This window comes from Pseudomonas sp. GL_093, from assembly GCF_057837605.1.
This window is the reverse complement of record NZ_CM174448.1, coordinates 872,342-896,904: the sequence shown is the minus strand read 5'-3', so window position 1 is coordinate 896,904 and position 24,563 is coordinate 872,342. Positions and strand designations below refer to the sequence as shown.

The following is a 24,563-nucleotide window of genomic DNA, read 5'->3' as shown; positions in this document are numbered from 1 at the left end:
ATCAGCGTCGCTTGGCCATTTCATTGATGAAGCGATCAAACAGTGGTGCTACGTCGTTCGGGCCAGGGCTGGCTTCCGGGTGACCCTGGAAGCTGAAGGCGCTCTTGTCGGTACGCTCGATACCTTGCAGGGTGCCGTCGAACAGCGATTTGTGGATCGCGCGGACGTTGGCTGGCAGGGTCGTTTCGTCTACCGCGAAACCGTGGTTCTGGCTGGTGATCATCACCACACCGGTATCCAGATCCTGGACCGGGTGGTTGGCACCGTGGTGGCCGTGACCCATTTTCAAGGTCTTGGCACCGGAGGCCAGGGCCAGCAGTTGGTGACCAAGGCAGATACCGAAGACCGGAATTTCGGTTTCCAGCACGTCTTTGATCGCCTGGATCGCGTAGTCGCAAGGCTCCGGATCGCCAGGGCCGTTGGACAGGAACACACCGTCTGGCTTCAATGCCAGCGCTTCAGCAGCGGGTGTCTGTGCCGGCACCACGGTCACGCGGCAACCGCGCTCGACCAACATGCGCAGGATGTTCAGCTTGACGCCGTAGTCGTAGGCAACCACGTGGTACGGCAGCTCGGAAGCTTCGATGGTCGCGTGGCTGTCGGTTTTCAAATCCCAGACAGTCGAGCGCCACTCGTACTTCTCTTTGGTGCTGACGACTTTCGCCAGGTCCATGCCTTTGAGGCCAGGAAAACCCTGAGCGGCGGCGATGGCGGCTTCTTCGGAAATGTTGTCACCGGCCATGATGCAGCCGTTCTGCGCGCCTTTTTCACGCAGGATGCGCGTCAGGCGGCGAGTGTCGATACCTGCGATTGCCACAACGTTATTGGCTTTCAGGTAGTCGGACAGAGACATCGTGTTACGCCAGTTGCTCGCAACCAGTGGCAGGTCACGGATAACCAGGCCCGCGGACCAGACGCGGTCGGACTCGGCGTCTTCCGGCGTGGTGCCGGTGTTGCCGATGTGCGGGTAAGTCAGGGTAACGATCTGTTGGGCGTAGGAAGGATCGGTAAGGATTTCCTGATAGCCGGTCATGGCGGTGTTGAACACCACCTCTCCAACGGTCTGACCGTCGGCTCCAATGGCTTCGCCGCGAAAAATGCTGCCATCAGCAAGGGCGAGTATGGCTGGCTTAGTCAAGAAGACCTCCCGTAAATAAAGCCTGAAAGGGCGATCGCAGGTTGTAAAAAAGCGGAGTGACGTATGGACACGTCACCCCGCTTCTTCACCGAATAATTCTGCGCGCTTTTAGTGGACACACTAAAGCTGTAGCTTACAGAAAAAGGCATTTTTGGTCTACCGCCAATGAGCCTTAAAGGCCGGGGAATGCGACAGGACGTCGCTTGGCGTAATAAAACCGGGCCCAAACACTGTGTTGGAACCCGATTTCAGGGGCATCTTAACGCAGATCGAGCACGTCTTGCATGTCGTAAAGACCCGGCTCACGACCGTCCAGCCACAACGCAGCACGTACCGCGCCCTTGGCGAAGGTCATGCGACTGGACGCTTTATGCGTGATCTCCAGTCGCTCACCCTCACAGGCGAACAGCACCGTATGATCGCCGACCACATCACCACCGCGAACAGTCGCGAAGCCGATCGTTTCACGTTCTCGCACACCGGTGTGACCTTCACGACCATAGACCGCGACCTTTTGCAGATCACGATCCAACGCATTGGCGATGACTTCGCCCATGCGCAGGGCCGTACCCGAAGGCGCATCGATCTTGTGCCGATGATGAGCCTCGATGATCTCGATATCCGCATCATCACCCAGCACACGAGCAGCCATGTCGAGCAGCTTCAGCGACAGGTTTACACCGACACTGAAATTGGCTGCGAACACGATCGGAATATCCTTGCCGGCCTCGGCCAGCAACTGCTTCTGCGCGGCGTCCAGCCCCGTCGTGCCGATCACCATGGCCTTGCCCGCCTTACGGCAGAACGCCAGGTTTTTCAGCATGACTTCCGGGAGCGTGAAGTCGATCAGCACGTCGAACTCATCAGCCACCGCGTCCAGATTGCCGGACAGCGGAACGCCGATACGCCCCAGCGAGGCCAGTTCACCAGCATCCACGCCAATCAGCGTACTGCCGGGGCGTACGATGGCTGCCGTCAACCCGGTCAGCGGCGCACGTTGCTGAACCGCCTCGACCAGGATCTTGCCCATGCGCCCGGCAGCGCCCATCACAGCTATACGTCGCATGCCGACTCCTTACAAATCGCCGAAGAAGCGCTTCACGCCTTCGAACCAACCAGTGGTTTTAGGCGAATGACTGTTGTCATCTGCCAGCGAGCTACGGAACTCTTCCAGCAGTTCGCGCTGACGACGCCCCAGATTGACAGGGGTTTCAACCGCCACACGGCACATCAAATCACCAGCACCGCCGCCGCGCACTGGCGCAACGCCCTTGCCGCGAACACGGAACTGCTTGCCGGTCTGAGTCCCTTCAGGGATTTTCAGTTTGACTCGACCATCAAGGGTCGGAATCTCCAACTCGCCACCCAGCGCAGCATCAACAAAGCTGATTGGCACTTCGCAGAACAGGTGCTTGCCGTCGCGCTGGAAGATCGCGTGCTCACGCACGTTGATCACCACGTACAGGTCGCCCGTCGGACCACCCTGAGCACCCGCCTCGCCTTCGCCGGACAGACGAATGCGGTCACCGGTATCGACACCGGCCGGCACTTTCACCGAGAGGGTTTTGTACTCTTCGACACGGCCCTGGCCGTCGCAGGAGTTGCACGGATCAGAAATGATCTTGCCTTGGCCATGGCAGCGCGGGCAGGTTTGCTGCACCGAGAAGAAGCCTTGCTGCATGCGAACCTGGCCGATACCGCCGCACGTCGGGCAGGTCACCGGCGAGGAGCCTTTCTTGGCACCCGAACCGTCGCACGGCTTGCAGTTGACCAATGTCGGAACGCGGATATTCACGGTTGTACCGCGCACCGCTTCTTCCAGATTCAGTTCCAGGGTGTAACGCAGGTCGCTGCCGCGCTGAGCGCCGCCACGAGAACCGCCGCGACCGCCGCCGAAGAAGTCACTGAAGACATCACCAAAGATGTCGGAGAAGTTCTGACCGCCAAACCCGGCACCGCCGCCGCCCATGCTCGGGTCGACACCGGCATGACCGTACTGGTCGTAGGCCGCGCGCTTGCTGGAATCGGACAGTACTTCGTAGGCCTCGTTGGCCTCCTTGAACATATCTTCCGACGCTTTGTCATCGGGATTACGGTCCGGGTGGTGCTTCATCGCCAGGCGACGGTAGGCCTTCTTCAGGTCTGCTTCGCTTGAGCCACGCTCAACACCCAATACTTCGTAATAGTCACGCTTTGCCATAAGTCTTTGCACTCTTAAGGACGTTCGGCAAACCTCTCCTGAGCCTTGCCAAACTCGTTGAGCCCCAATACAGGCCCGGACCCAACTCACGTCAATTCAACGATCCTGGTCTTTGATTCGATGCGGTACTTTCGGCTCGAAAAGCAGGAGCATTCCCGGCCATACCATCAGCACCCGAGCGTTGTCGCATGCTGTAAAAATTCGCTAACTCCAGACACGCCAACGCGGGAGCAAGCCCCCGCGCGGCGACATCCTACCAGTCACTGCCTAAAGGCAGTCAACCGGCCGACCAACAACTTACTTGTGGTCTTTGACTTCTTCGAACTCAGCGTCGACGACGTCGTCAGCCTTCTCAGCCGATTCGCCTTGCGGTGCAGCACCTTCAGCAGGTTGAGCCTGCTCGGCGTACATCTTCTGCGCTACTGGAGCGGAGACTTTCGACAGCTCTTCAACCTTGGCTTCGATTGCAGCCTTGTCGTCGCCTTTGACAGCGGCTTCCAGCGCAACAACAGCAGCTTCGATTGCAGTCTTCTCTTCAGCAGTCACTTTATCGCCAGCGTCTGCGACCATTTTGCGAGTCGAGTGAACCAGTGCATCGCCCTGGTTGCGAGCGGTTGCCAGCTCTTCGAACTGGCGATCTGCGTCGACGTTGGCTTCAGCATCGCGAATCATCTGCTGAATTTCTTCCTCGGACAGACCGGAGTTGGCCTTGATCACGATCGACTGAGTCTTGCCGGTAGCCTTGTCTTTGGCGCCTACGTGCAGAATGCCGTTGGCGTCGATGTCGAAGGTCACTTCAATTTGTGGCACGCCACGTGGTGCTGGTGGAATCTCGGCCAGGTCGAACTTGCCCAAAGACTTGTTCTGAGCGGCTTGCTTACGCTCACCTTGCAACACGTGAATGGTCACAGCGCCCTGATTGTCGTCGGCAGTCGAGAACACTTGCGATTTCTTGGTAGGAATCGTGGTGTTTTTCTCGATCAGCGCGGTCATCACGCCGCCCATGGTTTCGATACCCAGAGTCAGCGGGCTAACATCCAGCAGCAGAACGTCTTTCACGTCACCGGCCAATACTGCGCCCTGGATAGCAGCACCCATGGCAACCGCTTCGTCCGGGTTCACGTCTTTACGTGCTTCTTTACCGAAGAACTCGGTCACCAGCTTCTGAACCAGTGGCATACGGGTCTGACCGCCGACCAGGATCACGTCGTTGATGGCGCCGATGTCGATGCCCGAGTCTTTCAGAGCGATGCGGCAAGGTTCGATGGTGCGCTGAACCAGGTCTTCTACCAGCGCTTCGAGCTTGGCGCGGGAGATTTTCACGTTCAAGTGCTTAGGACCGGTGGCGTCTGCAGTGATGTACGGCAGGTTCACGTCGGTCGAATTGCTCGAAGACAGTTCGATCTTGGCTTTTTCAGCGGCTTCTTTCAGGCGCTGCATGGCCAGCGGGTCACCTTTAAGGTTCATGCCGCTTTCTTTCTTGAATTCGTCGACGAGGTAGTCGATCAGACGAATGTCAAAGTCTTCACCGCCCAGGAACGTGTCACCGTTGGTGGCCAGTACTTCGAACTGGTGCTCGCCATCGACTTCAGCGATTTCGATCACGGAAACGTCGAAAGTACCGCCGCCCAAGTCGTAAACGATCACGGTGTGATCGCCCTTCGCCTTGTCCATACCGTAAGCCAGAGCAGCTGCGGTTGGTTCGTTGATGATACGTTTTACGTCCAGGCCCGCGATGCGGCCGGCGTCTTTGGTGGCTTGACGCTGGCTGTCGTTGAAGTAGGCCGGAACGGTGATCACCGCTTCGGTCACTGGCTCGCCGAGGTAGTCTTCGGCGGTCTTCTTCATTTTCTTCAGAATTTCAGCCGAGATTTGTGGCGGCGACATTTTCTGGCCGTTCACTTCAACCCATGCATCGCCGTTGTCAGCCTTGGCGATTTTGTACGGGACCATCTTGATGTCTTTCTGTACGACTTCTTCGTCGAACTTACGACCGATCAGACGCTTCACCGCATACAGGGTGTTGTGCGGATTGGTCACAGCCTGACGCTTGGCCGATTGGCCAACGAGGATTTCACCATCGTTGGCGTAAGCGATGATCGACGGCGTGGTACGCGTGCCTTCAGCGTTTTCAATAACTTTGGCTACGCCGTTTTCAAGCACGGAGACGCAGGAGTTGGTAGTCCCCAGGTCGATACCGATAATTTTGCCCATGTTCACTCTCCCGAAACTTTGGATTTGGTTGCCGCAGCAGTGGTGGCTAACTGCGGTAGCACTTAAACGCTTGACTTCTAAATGGGGGCCTTGCGGCTAATTTCAAGCCTGCTCGTCAATCGAAGGCGAAACCGGCGCCGGCGCCTTGCTGACCACGACCATGGCCGGGCGCAGCAGGCGACCGTTGAGCTGATAGCCCTTCTGGAACACCTTGAGCACGCTGTTCGGCTCGACGTCAGCGCTTTCCTGCATGGCCATTGCCTGATGCTGAACGGCGTTGAACGGTTCGCCGTGCGGATCGATCGCTTCCAGCTGATAACGCTTCAGGGTGTCCTGGAACATTTTCAGGGTCAGCTCGATGCCTTCGCGCATTGGACGAATGCTTTCGTCGTCCGGGCTGGACAACTCCAGACCACGCTCCAGGCTGTCGATGATCGGCAACAAGTCACCGGCGAATTTCTCCAGTGCGAACTTGTGAGCCTTTTCTACATCCTGCTCGGCGCGACGGCGGACGTTCTGCAGATCAGCCGCAACACGCAAAGCCTGATCATGAGCGCCAGCCAATTGCTCTTCGAGCACTTGAACACGCGCCGCCAGTTCATCACCCGAATCCGGGGCAGCCTGATCGGCGTCTAGATTTTGCGTATCCACTGTCTGTTCGTCAGCCATAGATTTCTCCTTTCAATATCGTCCGCGAGCTCAACTCGCGCTTCTGCCCAGCTATATGGGGCCGCAAAATTCAGCTTCAAGGGGCGCTTATTTATTAACCCTACAAAAAACAGCTGCATTGTCATTCCCGGGCGCAGTAAGGATTTCGTCGGATCAAGCAAATAGAGCTAAGTGAGGGCATTGTCAGCCAGAAACAAAACACTGTATAAATAACCAGACCTAAAGCCTGGGAGCGGCCTTTATGCTGGTGCACCTGTCCGTACATAACTACGCCATCGTTGAACATCTCGATCTCGAACTCGATCGCGGGATGAGCGTGATCACTGGGGAAACCGGCGCCGGCAAGTCGATCATGCTCGACGCCCTCGGCCTGACCCTGGGCGATCGCGCCGACAGCGGCGTGGTCCGTCCCGGCGCCGACAAGGCCGATATCCTGGCAACCTTCGACCTGGTCGATATCCCGGAAGCCAGTGCCTGGCTGGCCGAGCGTGACCTGGAGAGCGACGGCCCGTGCATCCTGCGCCGGGTGATCACCGCCGAAGGGCGTTCGCGTGGCTACATCAACGGCACGCCCTGCCCCCTCGGCGACCTCAAAGCCCTGGGTGAACTGCTGATCGATATCCACAGCCAGCATGAACATCAATCCCTGCTCAAGACCGACACGCACCGCCGTCTGCTCGACGAGTACGCCGGTGCAACGGACCTTGCCCGTCAGGTACACCTGGCCGCCCAACGTTGGCGCCAGACCCGCCAGGAGCTGGAACGCCTTTCCAACTCCGGCGACGAGCAGCGCGCTCGCCATCAATTGCTCAGCTATCAACTCGAAGAGCTGGAAAACCTCGGCCTCGGCGAAAACGAGCTTGAGCAGCTGGAACAGGAACACAAGAACCTGACCAACGCCGAAACCCTGCTGGGCATTTGCCGGCAGGTGGTCGAGCAATGCAGCGAAAGTGATTCCGGGAATGTGCTGAATGCCCTCACCGCCAGCCTCAATCGCCTTTCGAGCGTCAACAACTCGATTGGGGCCCTGGGTGAAGCCAGCAGCCTGCTGACCAGCGCACAGATCCAGGTCGAAGAAGCCGTGGGAGAACTGAACCGCTTCCTTGATAACTTCGATGCCGATCCAGCGCGTCTTCAGTACCTGGAGGAACGCCTTGATGCGATCTATACCATGGCGCGCAAACACCGCATCCAGCCGACTGAAGTGGCCGAGATGCAGCAGCGCTTGCTGGATGAAATCGAAACCCTGAATGCCAACGACGAATCCATTGAGCGACTGAGCGATGAACTGGCCTCCTATGCCCGTCATTATCAGGAGAAGGCTCGTGAGCTGAGCGACTTGCGCCATCAGGCGTCGAGCAGCCTGGCCAGCGCCGTGGAGCAGGAAATTCAGCGACTGGGCATGCCGGGTGGGCGCTTCACTATCGAGCTTCGCCCCAACAGTAGCGATGAACTGCTACCCAATGGCCTTGAGCAGGTAGAGCTGCTGGTGAGTGCTAACCCGGGCCAACCTTTGAAAGCGCTGGCAAAAGTGGCATCCGGCGGCGAATTGTCACGGATCAGCCTGGCGATTCAAGTGATCACCGCGCAGACCTCCCGCGTACCGACTCTGGTGTTCGACGAAGTGGACGTGGGCATCGGCGGCCCGACCGCCGAGATTGTAGGTCAGTTGCTGCGTCGACTTGGGGAGCGCGGGCAGGTATTGACGGTAACTCACTTGCCGCAAGTAGCTGCGCAGGGACATCAACATCTATTCGTACACAAAGTGCGCGGCGAAGATGCCACTCACACAGCCGTCTCCAAGCTGAGCAAGAACGATCGTGTCGAAGAAGTGGCGCGGATGCTGGGAGGCATCGACCTTACAAAGGAATCTCTGGCTCACGCCAGGAAAATGGTTGTCACCGCGAAAATTTAAGACCGGCAGAAAGCACGAAGGCGACCCTGGGGTCGCCTTCGCTCGTTTCGCGAACCTTAAGTTCGCGCGACATGCTTACTTTTTCTTGCGTACGTACAGTACAAGGTTGTGATCAACCATCTCGAAGCCATACTTGTCGACGATTGCCTTCTGCAGTCGCTCGATTTCTTCGTCGAAGAATTCGATCACTTCACTGGTCTCGACGTTGACCATATGGTCGTGATGCTTGCCGTCGTCCAGCTCGAAGACCGCATGGCCCCCGTCGAAGTTGTGCCGCACCACAAGGCCAGCTGCCTCGAACTGGGTCAGGACACGGTAAACCGTGGCCAGACCGACGTCCTCACCAGCCTCCATCAGCGCCTTGTAGACGTCCTCGGCACTCATGTGGCGTTGCTCGGCGGAATCGAGCATTTGCAGAATTTTGACCCGTGGAAGGGTCACTTTGAGGCCGGCTTTGCGTAGTTCGCTATTTTCAACCATGGTCAGCTTTCTCGCGATGCTGCTTCGCAGCTTCTCTTAATGCGGGTATGATCGGCGTTTACGTTGTCCCAGCCAAGATAGTGGAAGTCGCCCACCGATGCAAAACACCAAGCTCTTGCTAACCAGTTTCACCTTTGTGGGACTGCTCGCACTCGCCGGTTGTTCATTCCCCGGGGTTTACAAAATCGACATCCAGCAGGGCAATGTCGTCACGCAGGACATGATAGACCAGTTACGCCCGGGAATGACCCGCAAGCAAGTACGGTTTATCATGGGCAACCCTCTGTTGACCGACACGTTCCATGCCGATCGCTGGGATTATCTGTACAGCCTGCAACCGGGTGGCGGTGAACGCCAACAGGAACGCATTAGCGTTATCTTCAACCCAAATGACCAGCTTGTCAGCCTCTCTGGTGATTTCATGCCAGGCGTGAGCCGCGACGAAGCCATTCTCGGCAAGGACAGCGGCACAACAGTTGCTGCGCCAACAGAAAACGCCGAGAAGCCGAAACCAGAAAAACCGGTCAAGCCAGGTTCGTTGCTGGACCAGATCCAGAAGGACGTCGACGGTGTAGAAACCGTTCCAGTCCCGACTCCAGAACCTCTGGAAACCTCGCCGCAATAATTTGCGACGCAATAAAAAACCCGGCATGTCCGGGTTTTTTATTGTCCAGCATTTGAGCGAGTCACTGATTCCGGGTTTTGGCCTCAGCAGCCTTGGCTGCGCGCAACCGACGAACCTCTTTCGGATCAGCCAGCAATGGCCGGTATATCTCGATGCGATCTCCAGCCTGGACAGGATGCTTGTCCGGATCAGCGATCACTTTGCCGAAGATTCCTACCGGGCAACTGGCCAGATCCAGCTCGGAAAACGCCTCGCCGACACCTGACATCAGCAAAGCCGCCCGCACAGTTGTTCCTGCCGGTACCGACACCGACAGGAGCACCTGACGATCAATGGCGGCATACACCACTTCAACGTCGATCACGGCCTCAACCATGCATCTGTTTGGCGCGCTGGCAGAAGGCATCCACCAGCGTATTGGCCGCCTGATTGAACAACGGCCCCAAGGTCGCGCGGACAATCGGCCCGGCGTAATCGAACGACAGGTCCAGGCTGATCTTGCAGGCTTTCTCGCCCAACGGTTTGAACACCCAGACGCCATGCAGTTGATTGAACGGGCCTTCCTCGAGGTTCATCTCGATCGAATGCCCAGGCACCAGCGTGTTGCGCGTTACGAAATGCTGACTGAGACCGCCCTTGGCCACACCGACGCTAGCGCGCATATGCTCAGGAGAACTCTCCAGGACTTCGGCCGATGAGCACCACGGCAGAAATTCCGGGTAACGTGCCACGTCGTTGACCAGGTCATACAGCGCTTGTGCCGGATACGGCAGCAGGGCCGAACGTTGAATATGTGTCGTCATGTCAGCGTCACTTCCACAGCTGGGCGGCAAACACTACGAGAATGCCGATGGGCGCCACATAGCGCATCAAGAACAGGGACAGGGCGAACAACGCAGGGTTGCGGATCGACAACTCGTCGCGTACCGCTTCACGCCCCATCACCCAGCCTGCAAACACCACGAAACACAAACCACCGAGTGGCAACATGATCCGCGAGGTGAAGAAATCGATCACACCAAAGAAGTCCAGGCCACCGGCCGCACCCCATTGATAGAGGTGGAACATCCCGCCTTCGTTCACGAAAAACTTGGCTTCCTTCCAGATATTGAAGGAAAACACCGTGCCCAGACCGACAAACCAGCAGATAAATGCCAGCCAAAAGGTCACCCAGGCGCGGCTGACTTTCGTGCGTTCAACCAGGTAAGCCACCATCGGCTCAAGCAAGGAAATCGCCGAGCTCCAGGCTGCAATCGCTACGAGCACGAAGAACACTACGCCCATCAACTGGCCGAACGCTACGTTACCAAACGCAAAGGGCAGGCTGACGAACATCAAGCCAGGACCTTCGCTTGGGTTCAGGCCGCCAGCGAACACAATCGGAAACAACGCCAGACCGGCCACCAGGGAAACGAAGGTATCGAGCAGTGCCACGCCGACGATGGTGCCGGAAATCGATGAATTCTTCGGCATATAGGCGCCGTAGATCATGATCGAGCCGACGCCCACGCTCAGGGAAAAAAACGCGTGCCCCATGGCGGGCAGCAAGCCGTCGAGTACTTTTTCCGGGTGGAAGTCGAACATGAAATGCACGCCTTCCATGAAGTGGCCGGTGGTCATGCTGTAGCCCAGCAACACCAGAATCATCACAAATAGAAGCGGCATCATGATCCGCAGACTGCGCTCCAGGCCGGCGACCACGCCTTTGGCGATGACGACAGCAGATAGCAGCATGAAAATCGTGTGCCAAAGTGTCAGGCGCCACGGATCAGCGATCACATTGCCGAAGTAAGCGCCAACCTGGTCGGGCGTTGCACCCTGGAAGTCGCCACGGCCCATGTCGATGATGTAATCCAGCGACCAGCCGCCGACCACACTATAGAAAGACAAGATCAGCAACGCCGTGATCATCCCGGCAAATGCGCCCCAGGACCATTTACCCGAATGCCCGGCTTCCAGCGCCAATACCTTCAAGGCGTTGGCCGGACTCTGACGGGCGCGGCGGCCGATCAGGGTTTCGGCGAGCATGACCGGCACACCGATCAGCGCGATACAGGCCAGGAACATCAGCACGAAGGCGCCGCCGCCGTAGACGCCGACCATGTACGGGAATTTCCAGATACTACCCAGGCCCACGGCCGAACCGGTCGCGGCGAGTATGAAGACCCATCGGCTAGCCCAACTGCCGTGGACAGAAACCTTGTCTGTCGACATCGTTATCACGCCCAAGCGTTCAAAAAAGAGGCCGCATTGTCCGGGATTCAATCAACCTGCTCAAGCACGTAGCGATACCGTAGCCGACTCGCGTGCAACTCCCTATAATGCCGCCCCTATGGCTAAACAGAAGAAACACCCAACAGGGACCATCGCGCAAAACAAAAAGGCGCGACACGATTACTTCATCGAGCACAAGTTCGAGGCTGGTCTGGTCCTGGCCGGCTGGGAAGTAAAAAGTCTGCGGGCAAGCAAGCTGCAACTGGTTGACAGTTACGTACTGCTCAAGGATGGCGAAGCCTGGCTGCTCGGCAGCCACATTACGCCGCTGATGACCGCCAGCACCCACGTCATCGCTGATCCGACCCGCACCCGAAAATTGCTGCTCAACCGGCGCGAGCTGGAAAAGCTGGCCACGGCTGTGCAGCAAAAAGGTTACGCCTGCGTGTGCCTGTCCTGGTACTGGAGCAAGCACATGGTCAAGTGCGAGATCGCTCTGGGCAAGGGCAAGAAGGAATACGACAAGCGTGATACCGAACGCGAACGCGACGCCGGTCGCGAGTTGCAGCGTGCGGTGCGCAACAAGGGCAAGGAAGATTAATCTTTCTGCCTGAGTGTTTGGCGCCAGCGAAAAGATCGCAGCCTGCGGCAGCTCCTACATTGATCGCGTATCCATGTAGGAGCTGCCGCAGGCTGCGATCTTTTGCTTTAAATAATCACATTCCCTTGCGCCGCTCCGCCCGAGCCATGCGCTGTACTTCCTGACGCACTTCTTCCAGCACTTCCTGCACATACAAAATATGTCGGCTGGAGACTTCCCGCGCCTGCTCGGCCCTTCCTTCAATAATCGCCAGGTACAACTCCCGGTGCTGAGTGATCAGCATGTCGCGGGTTTCCGTACGCTGCTTGTACATACCGCCGATGTTGGTCACCACGTTACGCTTGAGCAAATCGAACAACCCGCGAATGGTGTGCAGCAACACCGCGTTGTGACTGGCCTCAGCAATCGCCAGGTGGAATTTCGCATCCGCCGCGCCCTCTTCCGCACGGCTCACTTCGTCGTGACGCGTATAGCAGTCTTGCAATTCATTGAAGGCCGCGGTCAATCGCTCGCGATCAACGTCCGTAGCACGCATGGCTGCGTAATAGGCGCAGGAGGCTTCCAGGGTGTGACGAAATTCCAGCAGATCGCGCTGCGCTTCAGGGTTGCTTTCCAGCAAATGCAGCAACGGATCGCTGAAGGTTGACCCCAGCGACTCCACCACATAATTGCCACCTCCCTGGCGACTGACCAGCAAGCCCTTGGCCGCCAGTTTCTGAATCGCTTCTCGCAACGAAGGGCGTGACACACCGAACTGCTCGGCCAACGCACGTTCGGCCGGCAAGCGCTCGCCCGCCTTCAGCGTGCCCTCGAGAATCATCCCCTCGAGCTGCTCGACAATATCGTCAGACAAACGGCGCTGACGAATTTGATCAAACCCCATAACTCATTTCTCCACGATCCCGACGGCTCGCCGGGGTCTCTATTCTGGCCTATCAGGGCTGTGTCAGCACCTGCCAGACGGCATTTGATCGAGCGGACCAGATGACTTCTGCACCACGTATTCGACAAAAGTTTTAGGGCGGCAAATTGACACGCCGCCTACAAGGCTTTTACCCTAGCCAACAGCGATTGTAAATTGGTATTACCAATTAACCAAGAACGCTGACCAGTGCCTGACCAACAACAATTAGGGGCCACCCCATATGCAAACCTGGCAACAGCTCTATTCTCCGCTCGGCAGTCTCGGCGTGTCCGCGCTCGCGGCCGTTATCCCCATCGTGTTTTTCTTCCTGGCATTGGCCGTGTTCCGACTCAAAGGACATGTGGCCGGCAGCATCACGCTGGCCTTGTCCATTGCCGTGGCGATCTTCGCCTTCCAGATGCCGGTCGACATGGCCTTCGCCGCCGCCGGCTATGGTTTCGCCTACGGCCTGTGGCCGATTGCCTGGATCATCGTGGCGGCGGTATTCCTCTACAAACTGACGGTCAAGAGTGGTCAGTTCGAAGTGATCCGCAGCTCGGTGCTGTCGATCACCGACGACCAGCGCCTGCAAGTGCTGCTGATCGGCTTCTGCTTCGGCGCCTTCCTGGAAGGTGCCGCCGGTTTCGGTGCGCCGGTCGCGATTACCGCCGCACTGTTGGTAGGACTGGGCTTCAACCCGTTGTACGCCGCAGGCCTGTGCCTGATCGCCAACACCGCGCCGGTGGCGTTCGGTGCCCTGGGGATTCCGATCATCGTTGCCGGACAAGTTACCGGTATCGACGCGTTCAAGATCGGCGCCATGACCGGCCGCCAACTGCCGCTGCTGTCGCTGTTCGTGCCGTTCTGGCTGGTGTTCATGATGGATGGCCTGCGCGGCGTTCGCGAAACCTGGCCGGCAGCACTGGTGGCCGGTTTGAGCTTTGCCATCACTCAGTACTTCACGTCGAACTTCATCGGCCCGGAACTGCCGGACATCACCTCGGCCCTGGTCAGCCTGATTTCCCTGACGCTGTTCCTGAAAGTCTGGCAGCCAAAGCGCGCCGCAGGCCAACACATCGCTGGTGCCGTCTCGGCGTCCGTGGTGACGGCCAGCGTCGGAGGTTTCGGCCAGAAGCGCACAACCGTGGCTTCGCCCTACAGCCTGCTGGAAATTCTCAAAGCCTGGTCACCGTTCCTGATCCTTACAGTGCTGGTGACCATCTGGACCCTGAAACCCTTCAAGGCAATGTTTGCCGCTGGCGGATCGATGTACAGCTGGGTGTTCAACTTCGCCATCCCGCACCTGGACCAAATGGTGATCAAGGTCGCACCGATCGTGGCCGCCCCGACCGCCATTCCCGCGGTGTTCAAACTTGACCCGATTTCCGCGACGGGCACGGCGATTTTCTTCTCCGCACTGATCTCGATGCTGGTCCTGAAAATCAATGTCAAAACTGGTCTGACCACTTTGAGAGAGACCTTCTACGAGCTGCGCTGGCCGATTCTGTCCATCGGCATGGTGCTCGCCTTTGCCTTCGTCACTAACTACTCGGGCATGTCCTCGACCATGGCGCTGGTTCTGGCAGGCACCGGCGCAGCATTCCCGTTCTTCTCGCCATTCCTCGGCTGGCTGGGCGTGTTCCTGACCGGTTCCGATACCTCGTCCAACGCGCTGTTCAGCTCATTGCAAGCGACCACTGCGCACCAGATCGGCGTCAACGATGTGTTGCTGGTTGCGGCGAACACCAGCGGTGGCGTGACCGGCAAGATGATCTCGCCACAATCGATCGCCGTGGCCTGCGCCGCGACCGGCCTGGTAGGCAAGGAATCGGATCTGTTCCGCTTCACCCTCAAGCACAGCCTATTCTTCGCAACGATCGTCGGCCTGATTACCTACATCCAGGCCTATTGGCTCACCGGCATGCTGGTGCACTAAGTACTACACGATAAAAAGCAAAAACCGACGCCGGACCACGATTCCGGCGTCAGCTATTCACAACCCGGTCTGTAAGGCTGCTGAAAGCTTGCCTATCTATATTCAGCAGCCTCAACAGACGGATAACCGGGACCACCCGGAGACACGCCTGATGAGCGAGCTTTTTTACAACGCAGTGCCGAATGCGACCCGCGTCGCCCCGCCACTGCCCGTGCCTCGGCAATACCCCAGCGAAAAACCGTCAAGGGTCTACCTGTTCGGAACTTGCGTGGTGGATTTGTTCTACCCTGAAGCCGGGATGGACGCGATTCACTTGCTGGAACGCGAGGGCATTCGTGTCGAGTATCCGCAGGGGCAAAGCTGCTGCGGGCAACCGGCCTACACCTCGGGTTACACCGAGCAGGCGAGGACCGTGGCACGCTCGCAACTGGCGCTGTTTGCCGGGGACTATCCGGTGGTGGTGCCATCGGGATCGTGTGCCGGGATGTTGCGCGAGCACTACGCCGACTTGTTCAAGGACGAGCCGGACACGCTGAAACAGGTTCAGGCGCTGGCTGCCCGGACTTATGAACTGGCCGAGTTTCTGTTGTTTGTCTGCAAGGTGCAGCTCAAGGACAGTGGCGAGCCAGTCAAAGTAGCGTTGCACACGTCGTGCTCGGCACGCCGTGAAATGAACACCCACTTGCATGGCCGCGAGTTGTTGGCGCAGCTCCGTAACGTGGAGCGAGTCGACCACAGCCATGAAAGTGAATGCTGTGGCTTCGGTGGAACTTTCAGCGTCCGTATGCCAGACATTTCCGGTGCGATGGTGGCTGACAAGACCCGGTCGTTGAAGGAATCCGGCGCGCACAAGGTACTGAGTGCCGACTGCGGTTGTCTGATGAACATCAACGGCTCGCTGGAAAAACAGAAGGAAGCATTGCGCGGCCAACACCTGGCCAGCTTCCTCTGGCAGCGAACCGGAGGTGTTCTATGAACGCTTCCGCGATTATTCCTACGGTTGCCGTGGAAGAAGATTTTCGCATCCGGGCTCACAAGGCGTTGGATGACAAGCAACTGCGAAACAACTTTCGCACTGCGATGGATTCACTGATGACAAAACGGGCAGCGTCCTTCAGCGATGCCCACGAAAGAGAACATTTGCGAGTGCTGGGCAATGCTGTCCGCGCCCGTGCTTTATCCAAGTTGCCCGACCTGCTCGAGCAGCTTGAACAGAACCTGACCCGCAACGGTGTGACAGTGCACTGGGCGGAAACGGTGGACGAGGCCAATGGCATCGTCTTATCGATCATCCGCGCTCACGAGGGGCGGCAAGTGATCAAGGGCAAATCGATGGTCAGCGAAGAGATGGAAATGAATCATTTCCTCGCTGAACAGGGCATTGAATGCCTGGAATCGGACATGGGCGAGTACATCGTCCAGCTCGACCACGAGAAGCCTTCACACATTATTATGCCGGCGATCCACAAGAATGCCGGTCAGGTCGCGTCCTTGTTCCACGACAAACTTGGCGTGGAATACACCAAGGACGTTGACCAACTCATTCAGATCGGTCGCAAGGTCTTGCGGCAGAAATTCTTCGAAGCGGACATCGGCGTCTCCGGCGTCAACTTCGCCGTGGCCGAAACCGGCACCTTGCTGCTGGTGGAAAACGAAGGCAACGGGCGCATGACCACCACGGTGCCACCGGTGCACATCGCCGTCACCGGCATCGAAAAAGTCGTGGAAAACCTGCGCGATGTGGTGCCACTGCTGTCACTGCTGACTCGCTCAGCCCTCGGCCAGCCGATCACCACCTACGTCAACATGATCTCCGGCCCGCGCAAGGAACATGAACTCGACGGCCCTCAGGAAGTGCACCTGGTATTGCTCGACAACGGTCGCAGCCAGGCCTTCGCCGACAGCGAATTACGCCAGACCCTGAACTGCATCCGCTGCGGCGCCTGTATGAATCATTGCCCGGTCTACACCCGAATTGGCGGCCACGCCTATGGGGAGGTTTACCCTGGGCCTATCGGAAAAATCATCACCCCGCACATGGTTGGCCTGGCGAAAGTCCCGGACCACCCGAGTGCCTCGTCGCTGTGTGGCGCCTGCGGTGAAGTCTGTCCGGTAAAAATTCCGATTCCGGCACTGCTGCGGCGCCTACGGGAAGAGAACGTCAAAGCCCCGGACAGCCCCCATCAAGTGATGCGCGGCCAGGGCAGCAAGTACTCGCGTAAAGAACGGTTTATCTGGAATGCCTGGGCGAAGCTCAACAGTTCACCCACGCTTTATCGACTGTTCGGCTTCTTCGCCACTCGCTTGCGCGCACTGGCACCCAGCAACGTCGGCCCCTGGACGCAAAACCACAGCGCACCGAAACCCGCTGCCCGCTCACTGCATGACATGGCCCGCGAGCATCTGGCCAAACAGGGAGATCGCTGATGAGCGCCAAGCAAAATATCCTCGCCAAACTGCGCAAAAGTCTGACGGGCACCACGCCGGTGCCTGACGAATTTGACGTCGAACTGGTGACAGCGCCCTACACCTACACCGCCGAGCAACGCATCCCACAGCTGCGCAAACTGATGGAAGCGGTGCACACCGAAATCCACCTGACGTCCGGCGAAGGTTGGCCTTCGTTGCTTGCTCAGTTGTTGCGGGACCGTCAGTTGCCGAGTCTGTTGATCGCACCGACTACACCTCACGGCCAACGTGTCACTCAGCACTGGGCGAAATATCCTGATCTGCCAACGCTCAAGTCCTACGACCGTCCAGTTGAAGAATGGAAGACCGAATTGTTCAACGACACGCCGGCCAGCCTGACCGGCACCCTCGGTGCAATCGCTGCCACAGGTAGTCTGATTCTCTGGCCGACGCGGGAAGAACCGCGACTGATGAGTCTGGTGCCGCCGGTGCACTTCGCCCTGCTCAAGGCCAGTGAAATCCGCGACAACTTCTATCAAGTGCAGCAGGAATTCGAGTGGGCCCAAGGCATGCCGACCAATGCCCTGCTGGTGTCCGGCCCGTCAAAAACCGCCGATATCGAGCAGGTCCTGGCCTACGGCGCTCACGGTCCGAAAGACCTCGTGGTCTTGATCCTGGAGGACCAATGAATCTACCCGCGGCTTTCCTGCGAGATGCGCAGCAACTGATTCCCCAAGAGCGACGTTTCGACGATCCGCTGTCGACCTTGGCCTTCGGCACTGACGCCAGTTTCTACCGGTTGATTCCGAAACTGGTGATTCGTGTCGAGTCCGAAGATGAAGTCGTCGAGCTGCTCAAACTGGCGCAACGTGATCAGGTCCCGGTGACCTTCCGCGCCGCTGGCACCAGCCTGTCCGGGCAGGCCATCAGCGATTCGGTGTTGATCGTCCTGGGGGATAACTGGAACGGTCGCGAGATTCGCGGGCAAGGAACGCAAATCCGTCTGCAACCGGGCGTGATCGGCGCACAGGCCAACGCATGGTTGGCACCGTTCGGGCGCAAGATCGGCCCGGACCCGGCGTCGATCAACGCCTGCAAAATCGGCGGCATCGTCGCCAACAATGCCAGCGGCATGTGCTGCGGCACGGCGCAAAACACTTATCACACGTTGGCGGGCATTCGTCTGGTGCTGGCCGACGGCAGCCGTCTCGATACCGAAGATGCGGCGAGTGTTGCGGCGTTTCGTGAAAGCCACGCTTCGCTGCTTGAACGCCTGGCAACGTTGGGCCGCGAAACCCGCGCCAATGCCGAATTGGCGGCGAGAATTCGCCACAAATACCGTCTGAAAAATACCACCGGGCTGTCACTCAATGCGCTGGTGGATTTCGACGAGCCTGTGGATATCTTGAGCCACTTGCTGGTGGGCTCCGAAGGCACCCTCGGTTTCATCAGCGCGGTGACTTACGACACGGTGATCGATCATCCGAACAAAGCCTCGGCGCTGATCGTGTTTCCGGACGTGGAGACCTGCTGCAACGCCGTCACCGTGCTGAAAAGCCAACCGGTGTCGGCCGTCGAACTGCTGGACCGGCGCAGTCTGCGTTCGGTGCAGGACAAACCCGGCATGCCCGCTTTCGTACAACAGCTGTCGAACAATGCCTGCGCGCTGCTGATCGAATCCCGCGCCGCGTCGTCCACATTGCTGCAGGAACAACTGGCGCACATCATGGCGTCGTTGACCTCGTTCCCGGTGGAAAAACAGGTCGACTTCACTGAAGACCCGGTGGAAAACGCCCGGCTCTGGGCAATCCGCAAGGACACCTTCCCCGCCGTCGGCGCCGTGCGCAAAACCGGCACCACGGTGATCATCGAAGACGTGACCTTCCCGGTTGAACAACTGGCCATCGGCGTAAACCGCCTGATCGAGCTGTTCGACAAACATCACTACGACGAAGCGATCCTTTTCGGACACGCGCTGGAAGGCAATCTGCACTTCGTCTTCACTCAAGGCTTCAACAACCCGGAAGAAGTCGCACGCTATCAGGCGTTCATGGACGACGTGGCACAACTGGTAGCGGTGGAATTCGGCGGCTCGCTGAAAGCCGAACACGGCACCGGGCGCAACATGGCACCCTTCGTCGAACTGGAATGGGGCAGCGATGCCTACCAGTTGATGTGGCAGCTTAAACGTCTGCTCGACCCCAACGGCATTCTCAACCCGGACGTGGTGCTCAGCGAGGATCCGCAGATCCACCTCAAGCATCTGAAGCCGTTGCCGGCCGCCGATGAGATTGTGGATAAGTGTATCGAGTGCGGCTTCTGCGAACCGGTCTGCCCGTCGAAAGGCCTGACCCTGAGTCCACGCCAGCGCATCGTGATCTGGCGTGACATTCAGGCGAAGAAACGTGCTGGTGTGGACACCACCGAACTCGAAGCCGCGTACGAATACCAAGGCATCGACACCTGTGCCGCCACCGGCCTCTGCGCGCAACGTTGCCCTGTAGGAATCAACACCGGCGAGCTGGTGAAAAAGCTCCGCAGCCGGAAGGCAACTCATACTAAAACCGCCAATTGGCTGGAAGGCAATTTCGCCACCGCACTGCAAGGTGCACGCTTCACCCTGCACGTGGCCAACGGTGCACGGATGCTGCTGGGGGCGCCACGATTGGCAAAGCTTTCGGCAACATTGACGCGCCTATCCAAAGGTCAGGTCCCGCAGTGGACCAACGCCATGCCGCAACCGGAAAAAGCCATTCGCTTCAGCCCGGCCGTGTCGGACCAACGCCCTCGAGTGGTGTACCTCGCGGCCTGCGTGTCGCGGGCAATGGGCCCGGCGGCGGGTGATAAAGAGCAAATGTCGCTGTACGACAAAACCCGTGGGCTGCTGGAAAAGGCCGGTTATCAAGTGGTCTTCCCGGACAACCTGGACAACCTCTGCTGCGGGCAACCGTTCGCCTCCAAGGGCTATGCAGAACAGGCCGAACACAAACGCCAGGAACTGATCGGCGCCTTGCTGCACGCCAGTCGCGGCGGGCTCGACCCGATCTATTGCGACACCAGTCCATGTACGTTGCGGCTGGTTCAGGATTTGGGCGATGTTCGACTGGACCTTTACGACCCGGTGCGTTTCATTCGTACGCACTTGATGGACCGCCTCGAATTCACACCACAGGAGGCGCCGATTGCAGTGCACGTCACTTGCAGTACCCAGCACCTTGGCGAGAGTCAGGCTCTGATCGATCTGGCGCGCAAATGCAGCAAAAACGTGGTCATTCCCGAGGGCATTCATTGCTGTGGGTTTGCTGGCGACAAGGGTTTCACCACGCCGGAACTGAACGCACACTCGTTAAGGACGCTCAAGGACGCGGTGCAGCAGTGCAGCGAAGGGATTTCCACCAGTCGCACGTGTGAGATCGGGCTGACGCAACACGGCGGAATCGACTATCACGGGCTAGTCTATTTGGTGGACAGGGTAACGCAGGCAAGGGTTACGCAAGAAAGATAGAACACCGACGCGCTGCCATAGTCCACTCATTAAGCCCGGACATTGCCGGGCTTTACCCAAAATCGGCAGCCCGTCCTGATGGCCAGCGATGCCTGGACCCTCAGTTCAAGGAGATACTCATGAAACGTTCTGTACTGTTAGGTCTGTTCGTTACTGTCTCGCTGATGGCGTCCACCTCGTTTGCCGCCGAAGACCTCTGTGCGGTCAACTTGAAAACCATCGAAAATGCCAAGGCACAGACTCCTCCGGAGATGACTGATCAGGTAATGGACAGCGTCAAGCAAGCCAAAGCCGATCAGGCAAAAGGCACCAAGGAAGGGACTGATGACTGCATCGCCGAGACCGAACAAACTATCCAGCAAATCAAGAACGCGAACAAAGGTGCGAAGTAATCCAGCACAAGGCCAACCTTCGAGTTGGGTTTGTGGCCCCCGGTGCCACCCAATATGAAGCAAACCAAAACCCGCCAATTGCGGGTTTTGTTGCATCTGGAATGGTCATGTGGAAGAGACCACCAGCGAAAAGAAGCGATTGCGCCCGCTTTTAATGCCATTGCTTCTATCAAACAATTTTTTCATAGCCTGTCTGCTAAAACCGAATTCCTGCGCCGCGCCGTAGTCTTTTAAGTAGGCCCCATCAATCGTGGCTTATTTTCGACCTCGGCCGAGCCGCCTGCTGATACGGCAGCTCCGAGACCATCAGCTCAAGGAGATATCCATGAAACGTACCACACTCGCTGGTCTTTTCATTTCTGCTGCAATGTTGGCCTCTCCCGTATTTGCTGCGGACAACGACCTTTGTACGAGCAAACTGCAGGAGCTCGAAGCCAAAGTGAATGCGCTACCAGCGACCTCCACCAACGCACCGGAGATCAAAAGATTGCTGGCCAGCGCCAAAACCTCAAAAGCCGCCGGGGACGACAAAAAATGCGCCACTGAGGCCATCCAGGCATTGGCGCTGACAAACTGAGCAACGAACCCAACCCATAATCACTCGCGGCCAACCTTCCGGTTGGCCTTCTGACGTGTGTTGGCGTACACTGCGCAGGCTTGTTGCTCACTTTGATTCACAGAGCAACAGGCTCGGGGCCGTTTAGGATTCGACGCCGGTTGCGAAACTTTAGGTGCATGCCGAGTTGGTAACAGAACTCGTAAATCCACTGTTGCAACTACTTATAGTTGCCAATGACGAAACCTACGGCCAGGAATTCGCTCTCGCTGCGTAAGCAGCCTTAGCTCCTGAGCTTCTGGTACCTTCGGGTCCAGCAATCACTAGGGGATGTCTGTAAACCCGAAGTGATTGTCATATAGAACAGAATCGCCGTGCAGTACGTTGTGGACGAAGCGGCTAAAACTTACACAACTCGCCCAAAGCACCCTGCCCGTCGGGTCGCTGAGGGTTAACTTAATAGACACGGCTACGCATGTAGTACCGACAGCGGAGTACTGGCGGACGGGGGTTCAAATCCCCCCGGCTCCACCACTTCATCATCTAAAGACGTCCACGGACGTCTTTTTTTGTGCCTGAAACCCAGTAAAATCAAGGGTTTAAGCACCATTGGGCTCCGTAGAGGTTTTCTGAGTTCCAGCCGTTTGGGTATTCCAAATGGTATTCCAAGCCATCCGGTGCTATTTTTTGGAATACCAAAACGGTGTCAGAGGTAAGCTCTCATGCCTGCTCCAGCCCTCCGCCTCTCCGACCGCCAGCTCAAGGCAGTCAAGGCAAAAGACAAGGATTACGTCCTCAGCGATGGTGACGGCCTCCAGCTCCGAGTCAGGAGCAACGGCTCGATGCTGTGGAACTTCAACTACCGCGAGCCGGTAACCAAAAATCGTATCAATATGGGGCTGGGCACATACCCAGAGCTCTCACTAGCGAACGCCAGGAAAAAAGTGGTGGAAGCACGCGAGCTGCTGGCACAAGGCATTGATCCCAAGGTGCAACGCAATGCACAGGACGAAGCCAAACGAGCGGAGACGGAACACACGTTCGAGAACGTGGCCACCGCCTGGTTCGAGCTGAAGAAGGACTCCGTCACGCCAGCGTACGCCGAGGACATTTGGCGATCGCTCACTCTGCATGTATTTCCAGACTTGAAAACAACGCCGCTCTCGAAAATTACCGCACCGATGGTCATCGAACTGCTTCGCCCAATCGAGGCCAAAGGCAGCCTCGAGACAGTGAAGCGACTGAGCCAACGGCTCAACGAGATCATGACCTACGGGGTAAACTCCGGGCTGATTTTCTCTAACCCCCTCAGTGGTATTCGGGCGGTATTCAAGAAGCCCAAGAAAGAGAACATGGCCGCGCTACGACCAGACGAGCTTTCCGAACTCATGATCGAAATCGCGAACGCCAGCATCAAGCGGATCACCCGCTGCCTGATCGAATGGCAACTGCACACCATGACCCGTCCTGCCGAAGCGGCTACCACCCGATGGGCAGACATCGACTTCGACAAACGCATCTGGACCATCCCGCCGGAGCGCATGAAAAAGCGTCGTCCGCACACCATCCCTCTGACCGAACAGGCACTCGCGTTACTGGAGGCGCTCAAGCCCCACAGTGGCCACAGGGAATACGTGTTCCCGGCAGATAGAAACCCGCGCACCCACGCCAATAGCCAGACCGCCAACATGGCGTTGAAGCGCATGGGCTTCCAGGACCGCTTGGTGAGCCACGGCATGCGCTCCATGGCCAGCACCATCCTGAACGAGCACGGCTGGGATCCGGAGCTCATCGAAGTCGCGCTGGCGCACGTGGACAAGGATGAAGTCCGTAGTGCCTACAACCGGGCGGACTACATCGAACGCCGGCGTCCGATGATGGCCTGGTGGAGTGAGCATATCCAGAAGGCGGCCACCGGCAGCCTGTCGGCATCTGCGATCAATCAAACCAGGGACCACAACGTCGTGCCGATACGGTGATCGCCCACCGGACGCCGCCGGTAACCGAGAATGACTCCCCCAGATGGAGGATGGAGTGATGGTTGATTTGGCGACAGCGGCGACACCGGCGACAACCCGCGTAATACCTGGTCTGCGGCATGGCGACAGAAGTGGCGACTGTCGCCGTTGCAAGCCTCGCTCCTGGGCTTTTTCGGCCAAGCCCATGCGAGCGGGAAGGCTCCGCATTCCCGCCCGCATGGACTCACATTAAAAACCGACGAACAACCAGCCGGCCATGGAAAACCACTGACCTCCAAGGTCTTCCAGCGCTACCGATTGGCGCAACAGTGGCCCCCAAAATGCTGTTGACCGCGAGCAGAACGAGCGCTAAACCAGAACCGTACCAGCGCTGTCCTCGACAGCACCCAGGTAGCCAGAACCTTTGAGGCTACGCCATACCGTGGTGGTTCACCCCCAAGTGCGATTAGCGTCCGGCGGCTCGCACGGTCACAGCGATGTGATGGATGCCATTTCTTCCAGAATGCCCACTGCGGCAGCTCATACTCTCCCTGGCTGCTCTGCAGCAACTTATCCGCTTGGCCATTTCTTGCGCCAACCTGTTGCCCGTCTCTTTGCCCCCTAAAGAGACGGGCGCTCCTACCACTGCTGCAGCCCTGCTCGCATGGGGCTGTGCGGCTTTCCCCCTCGTGACAATCGGCGTGACAAACACCGAAAAGTCACCAGCAACAGCGATGCCGATGACGGTGCCGCAGCCCAGGAAATGGACTGCACCTGACTGACAGTCAGGCATGCCCCGGTCATCACCTCGCTGCCTTCACCCGACTCAGGATCTCGCGGCACCGGT

The 24,563-nt window shown here is 58.1% G+C and carries 22 protein-coding genes and 1 other RNA gene; 13 read left to right on the top strand and 10 right to left on the bottom strand.

The window, feature by feature from the left end:
• Position 1: 1 nt before the first annotated feature.
• The 5 genes from carA to grpE form a co-directional block, all read right to left on the bottom strand.
• Positions 2 to 1,138 (bottom strand): glutamine-hydrolyzing carbamoyl-phosphate synthase small subunit, encoded by a 1,137-nt coding sequence (gene carA, locus AC3IUE_RS03915; RefSeq protein WP_046045784.1) that lies wholly within the window; start codon positions 1,136 to 1,138, stop codon positions 2 to 4.
• Positions 1,139 to 1,397: 259 nt separating this feature from the next.
• Complete coding sequence (dapB, locus tag AC3IUE_RS03910) at positions 1,398 to 2,204, bottom strand: 4-hydroxy-tetrahydrodipicolinate reductase (protein WP_046045783.1); 807 nt, start codon at positions 2,202 to 2,204, stop codon at positions 1,398 to 1,400.
• A 9-nt stretch (positions 2,205 to 2,213) separates the two neighbouring features.
• Entirely contained in the window at positions 2,214 to 3,338 is a 1,125-nt protein-coding gene (gene dnaJ, locus AC3IUE_RS03905; RefSeq protein WP_461996934.1) for a molecular chaperone DnaJ, read from the bottom strand.
• 297 nt (positions 3,339 to 3,635) lie between these two features.
• On the bottom strand, positions 3,636 to 5,552 hold the full coding sequence (dnaK, locus tag AC3IUE_RS03900) for a molecular chaperone DnaK (RefSeq protein WP_008149038.1): 1,917 nt from the start codon (positions 5,550 to 5,552) through the stop codon (positions 3,636 to 3,638).
• 102 nt (positions 5,553 to 5,654) lie between these two features.
• The gene (gene grpE / locus AC3IUE_RS03895; protein WP_046045781.1) at positions 5,655 to 6,221 is read right to left on the bottom strand and encodes a nucleotide exchange factor GrpE; all 567 of its coding nucleotides are present in this window, start codon (positions 6,219 to 6,221) and stop codon (positions 5,655 to 5,657) included.
• A gap of 241 nt (positions 6,222 to 6,462) precedes the next feature.
• On the opposite strand from grpE, the gene recN reads away from it, so the two are divergent.
• A complete protein-coding gene (gene recN, locus AC3IUE_RS03890) occupies positions 6,463 to 8,136 on the top strand; it encodes a DNA repair protein RecN (protein WP_046045780.1) in 1,674 nt (557 codons plus the stop codon).
• A 75-nt stretch (positions 8,137 to 8,211) separates the two neighbouring features.
• Here recN and fur read toward each other — a convergent pair whose 3' ends face one another.
• Positions 8,212 to 8,616 carry a ferric iron uptake transcriptional regulator gene (gene fur / locus AC3IUE_RS03885; protein WP_003197684.1) on the bottom strand — a complete coding sequence of 135 codons (405 nt, stop codon included), beginning with the start codon at positions 8,614 to 8,616 and terminating at the stop codon, positions 8,212 to 8,214.
• 97 nt (positions 8,617 to 8,713) lie between these two features.
• Here fur and AC3IUE_RS03880 point away from each other — a divergent pair, with 97 nt between their 5' ends.
• Positions 8,714 to 9,241 carry an outer membrane protein assembly factor BamE gene (locus AC3IUE_RS03880; protein WP_033058138.1) on the top strand — a complete coding sequence of 176 codons (528 nt, stop codon included), beginning with the start codon at positions 8,714 to 8,716 and terminating at the stop codon, positions 9,239 to 9,241.
• A gap of 61 nt (positions 9,242 to 9,302) precedes the next feature.
• Here AC3IUE_RS03880 and AC3IUE_RS03875 read toward each other — a convergent pair whose 3' ends face one another.
• From AC3IUE_RS03875 to AC3IUE_RS03865, 3 genes are read right to left on the bottom strand one after another with little or no spacing between them, the layout of a single operon-like run.
• Positions 9,303 to 9,617 carry an RnfH family protein gene (locus AC3IUE_RS03875; RefSeq protein WP_489265678.1) on the bottom strand — a complete coding sequence of 105 codons (315 nt, stop codon included), beginning with the start codon at positions 9,615 to 9,617 and terminating at the stop codon, positions 9,303 to 9,305.
• Entirely contained in the window at positions 9,610 to 10,044 is a 435-nt protein-coding gene (locus tag AC3IUE_RS03870; protein WP_033058141.1) for a type II toxin-antitoxin system RatA family toxin, read from the bottom strand. Before AC3IUE_RS03870 ends, AC3IUE_RS03875 begins: the two co-directional genes overlap by 8 nt.
• A gap of 7 nt (positions 10,045 to 10,051) precedes the next feature.
• The gene (locus tag AC3IUE_RS03865; RefSeq protein WP_056741058.1) at positions 10,052 to 11,455 is read right to left on the bottom strand and encodes a sodium-dependent transporter; all 1,404 of its coding nucleotides are present in this window, start codon (positions 11,453 to 11,455) and stop codon (positions 10,052 to 10,054) included.
• Positions 11,456 to 11,573: 118 nt separating this feature from the next.
• On the opposite strand from AC3IUE_RS03865, the gene smpB reads away from it, so the two are divergent.
• Positions 11,574 to 12,056: an SsrA-binding protein SmpB gene (gene smpB, locus AC3IUE_RS03860; RefSeq protein ID WP_008149046.1), complete on the top strand. Its 483-nt coding sequence runs from the start codon at positions 11,574 to 11,576 to the stop codon at positions 12,054 to 12,056.
• Between the two features lie 115 nt (positions 12,057 to 12,171).
• Here the strand turns inward: smpB and AC3IUE_RS03855 are convergent, their stop codons facing one another.
• Positions 12,172 to 12,939, bottom strand: a complete 768-nt coding sequence (locus AC3IUE_RS03855; RefSeq protein ID WP_008149047.1) for a GntR family transcriptional regulator — start codon at positions 12,937 to 12,939, stop codon at positions 12,172 to 12,174.
• A 262-nt stretch (positions 12,940 to 13,201) separates the two neighbouring features.
• Between AC3IUE_RS03855 and AC3IUE_RS03850 the strand changes: the two genes are divergently transcribed.
• From AC3IUE_RS03850 to AC3IUE_RS03805, 10 genes are all read left to right on the top strand, one after another.
• Positions 13,202 to 14,896, top strand: a complete 1,695-nt coding sequence (locus tag AC3IUE_RS03850) for a lactate permease LctP family transporter (protein ID WP_056741056.1) — start codon at positions 13,202 to 13,204, stop codon at positions 14,894 to 14,896.
• 151 nt (positions 14,897 to 15,047) lie between these two features.
• Positions 15,048 to 15,872, top strand: a complete 825-nt coding sequence (locus AC3IUE_RS03845; RefSeq protein WP_489265675.1) for a (Fe-S)-binding protein — start codon at positions 15,048 to 15,050, stop codon at positions 15,870 to 15,872.
• A complete protein-coding gene (locus AC3IUE_RS03840) occupies positions 15,869 to 17,323 on the top strand; it encodes a LutB/LldF family L-lactate oxidation iron-sulfur protein (protein WP_056741052.1) in 1,455 nt (484 codons plus the stop codon). Before AC3IUE_RS03845 ends, AC3IUE_RS03840 begins: the two co-directional genes overlap by 4 nt.
• Positions 17,323 to 17,994 carry a LutC/YkgG family protein gene (locus tag AC3IUE_RS03835; protein ID WP_489265672.1) on the top strand — a complete coding sequence of 224 codons (672 nt, stop codon included), beginning with the start codon at positions 17,323 to 17,325 and terminating at the stop codon, positions 17,992 to 17,994. The genes AC3IUE_RS03840 and AC3IUE_RS03835 overlap by 1 nt, the downstream gene beginning before the upstream one ends.
• Positions 17,991 to 20,810: an FAD-binding and (Fe-S)-binding domain-containing protein gene (locus AC3IUE_RS03830; RefSeq protein ID WP_489265670.1), complete on the top strand. Its 2,820-nt coding sequence runs from the start codon at positions 17,991 to 17,993 to the stop codon at positions 20,808 to 20,810. Before AC3IUE_RS03835 ends, AC3IUE_RS03830 begins: the two co-directional genes overlap by 4 nt.
• A gap of 119 nt (positions 20,811 to 20,929) precedes the next feature.
• Complete coding sequence (locus tag AC3IUE_RS03825) at positions 20,930 to 21,202, top strand: hypothetical protein (RefSeq protein ID WP_056741047.1); 273 nt, start codon at positions 20,930 to 20,932, stop codon at positions 21,200 to 21,202.
• 54 nt (positions 21,203 to 21,256) lie between these two features.
• On the top strand, positions 21,257 to 21,436 hold the full coding sequence (locus AC3IUE_RS03820) for a hypothetical protein (RefSeq protein WP_489265668.1): 180 nt from the start codon (positions 21,257 to 21,259) through the stop codon (positions 21,434 to 21,436).
• Between the two features lie 91 nt (positions 21,437 to 21,527).
• Positions 21,528 to 21,779, top strand: a complete 252-nt coding sequence (locus AC3IUE_RS03815; RefSeq protein ID WP_489265666.1) for a hypothetical protein — start codon at positions 21,528 to 21,530, stop codon at positions 21,777 to 21,779.
• A gap of 115 nt (positions 21,780 to 21,894) precedes the next feature.
• Positions 21,895 to 22,292, top strand: a transfer-messenger RNA (tmRNA) gene (gene ssrA, locus AC3IUE_RS03810).
• A gap of 188 nt (positions 22,293 to 22,480) precedes the next feature.
• Positions 22,481 to 23,737 (top strand): integrase domain-containing protein, encoded by a 1,257-nt coding sequence (locus AC3IUE_RS03805; RefSeq protein WP_489265664.1) that lies wholly within the window; start codon positions 22,481 to 22,483, stop codon positions 23,735 to 23,737.
• Positions 23,738 to 24,563 lie beyond the last annotated feature (826 nt).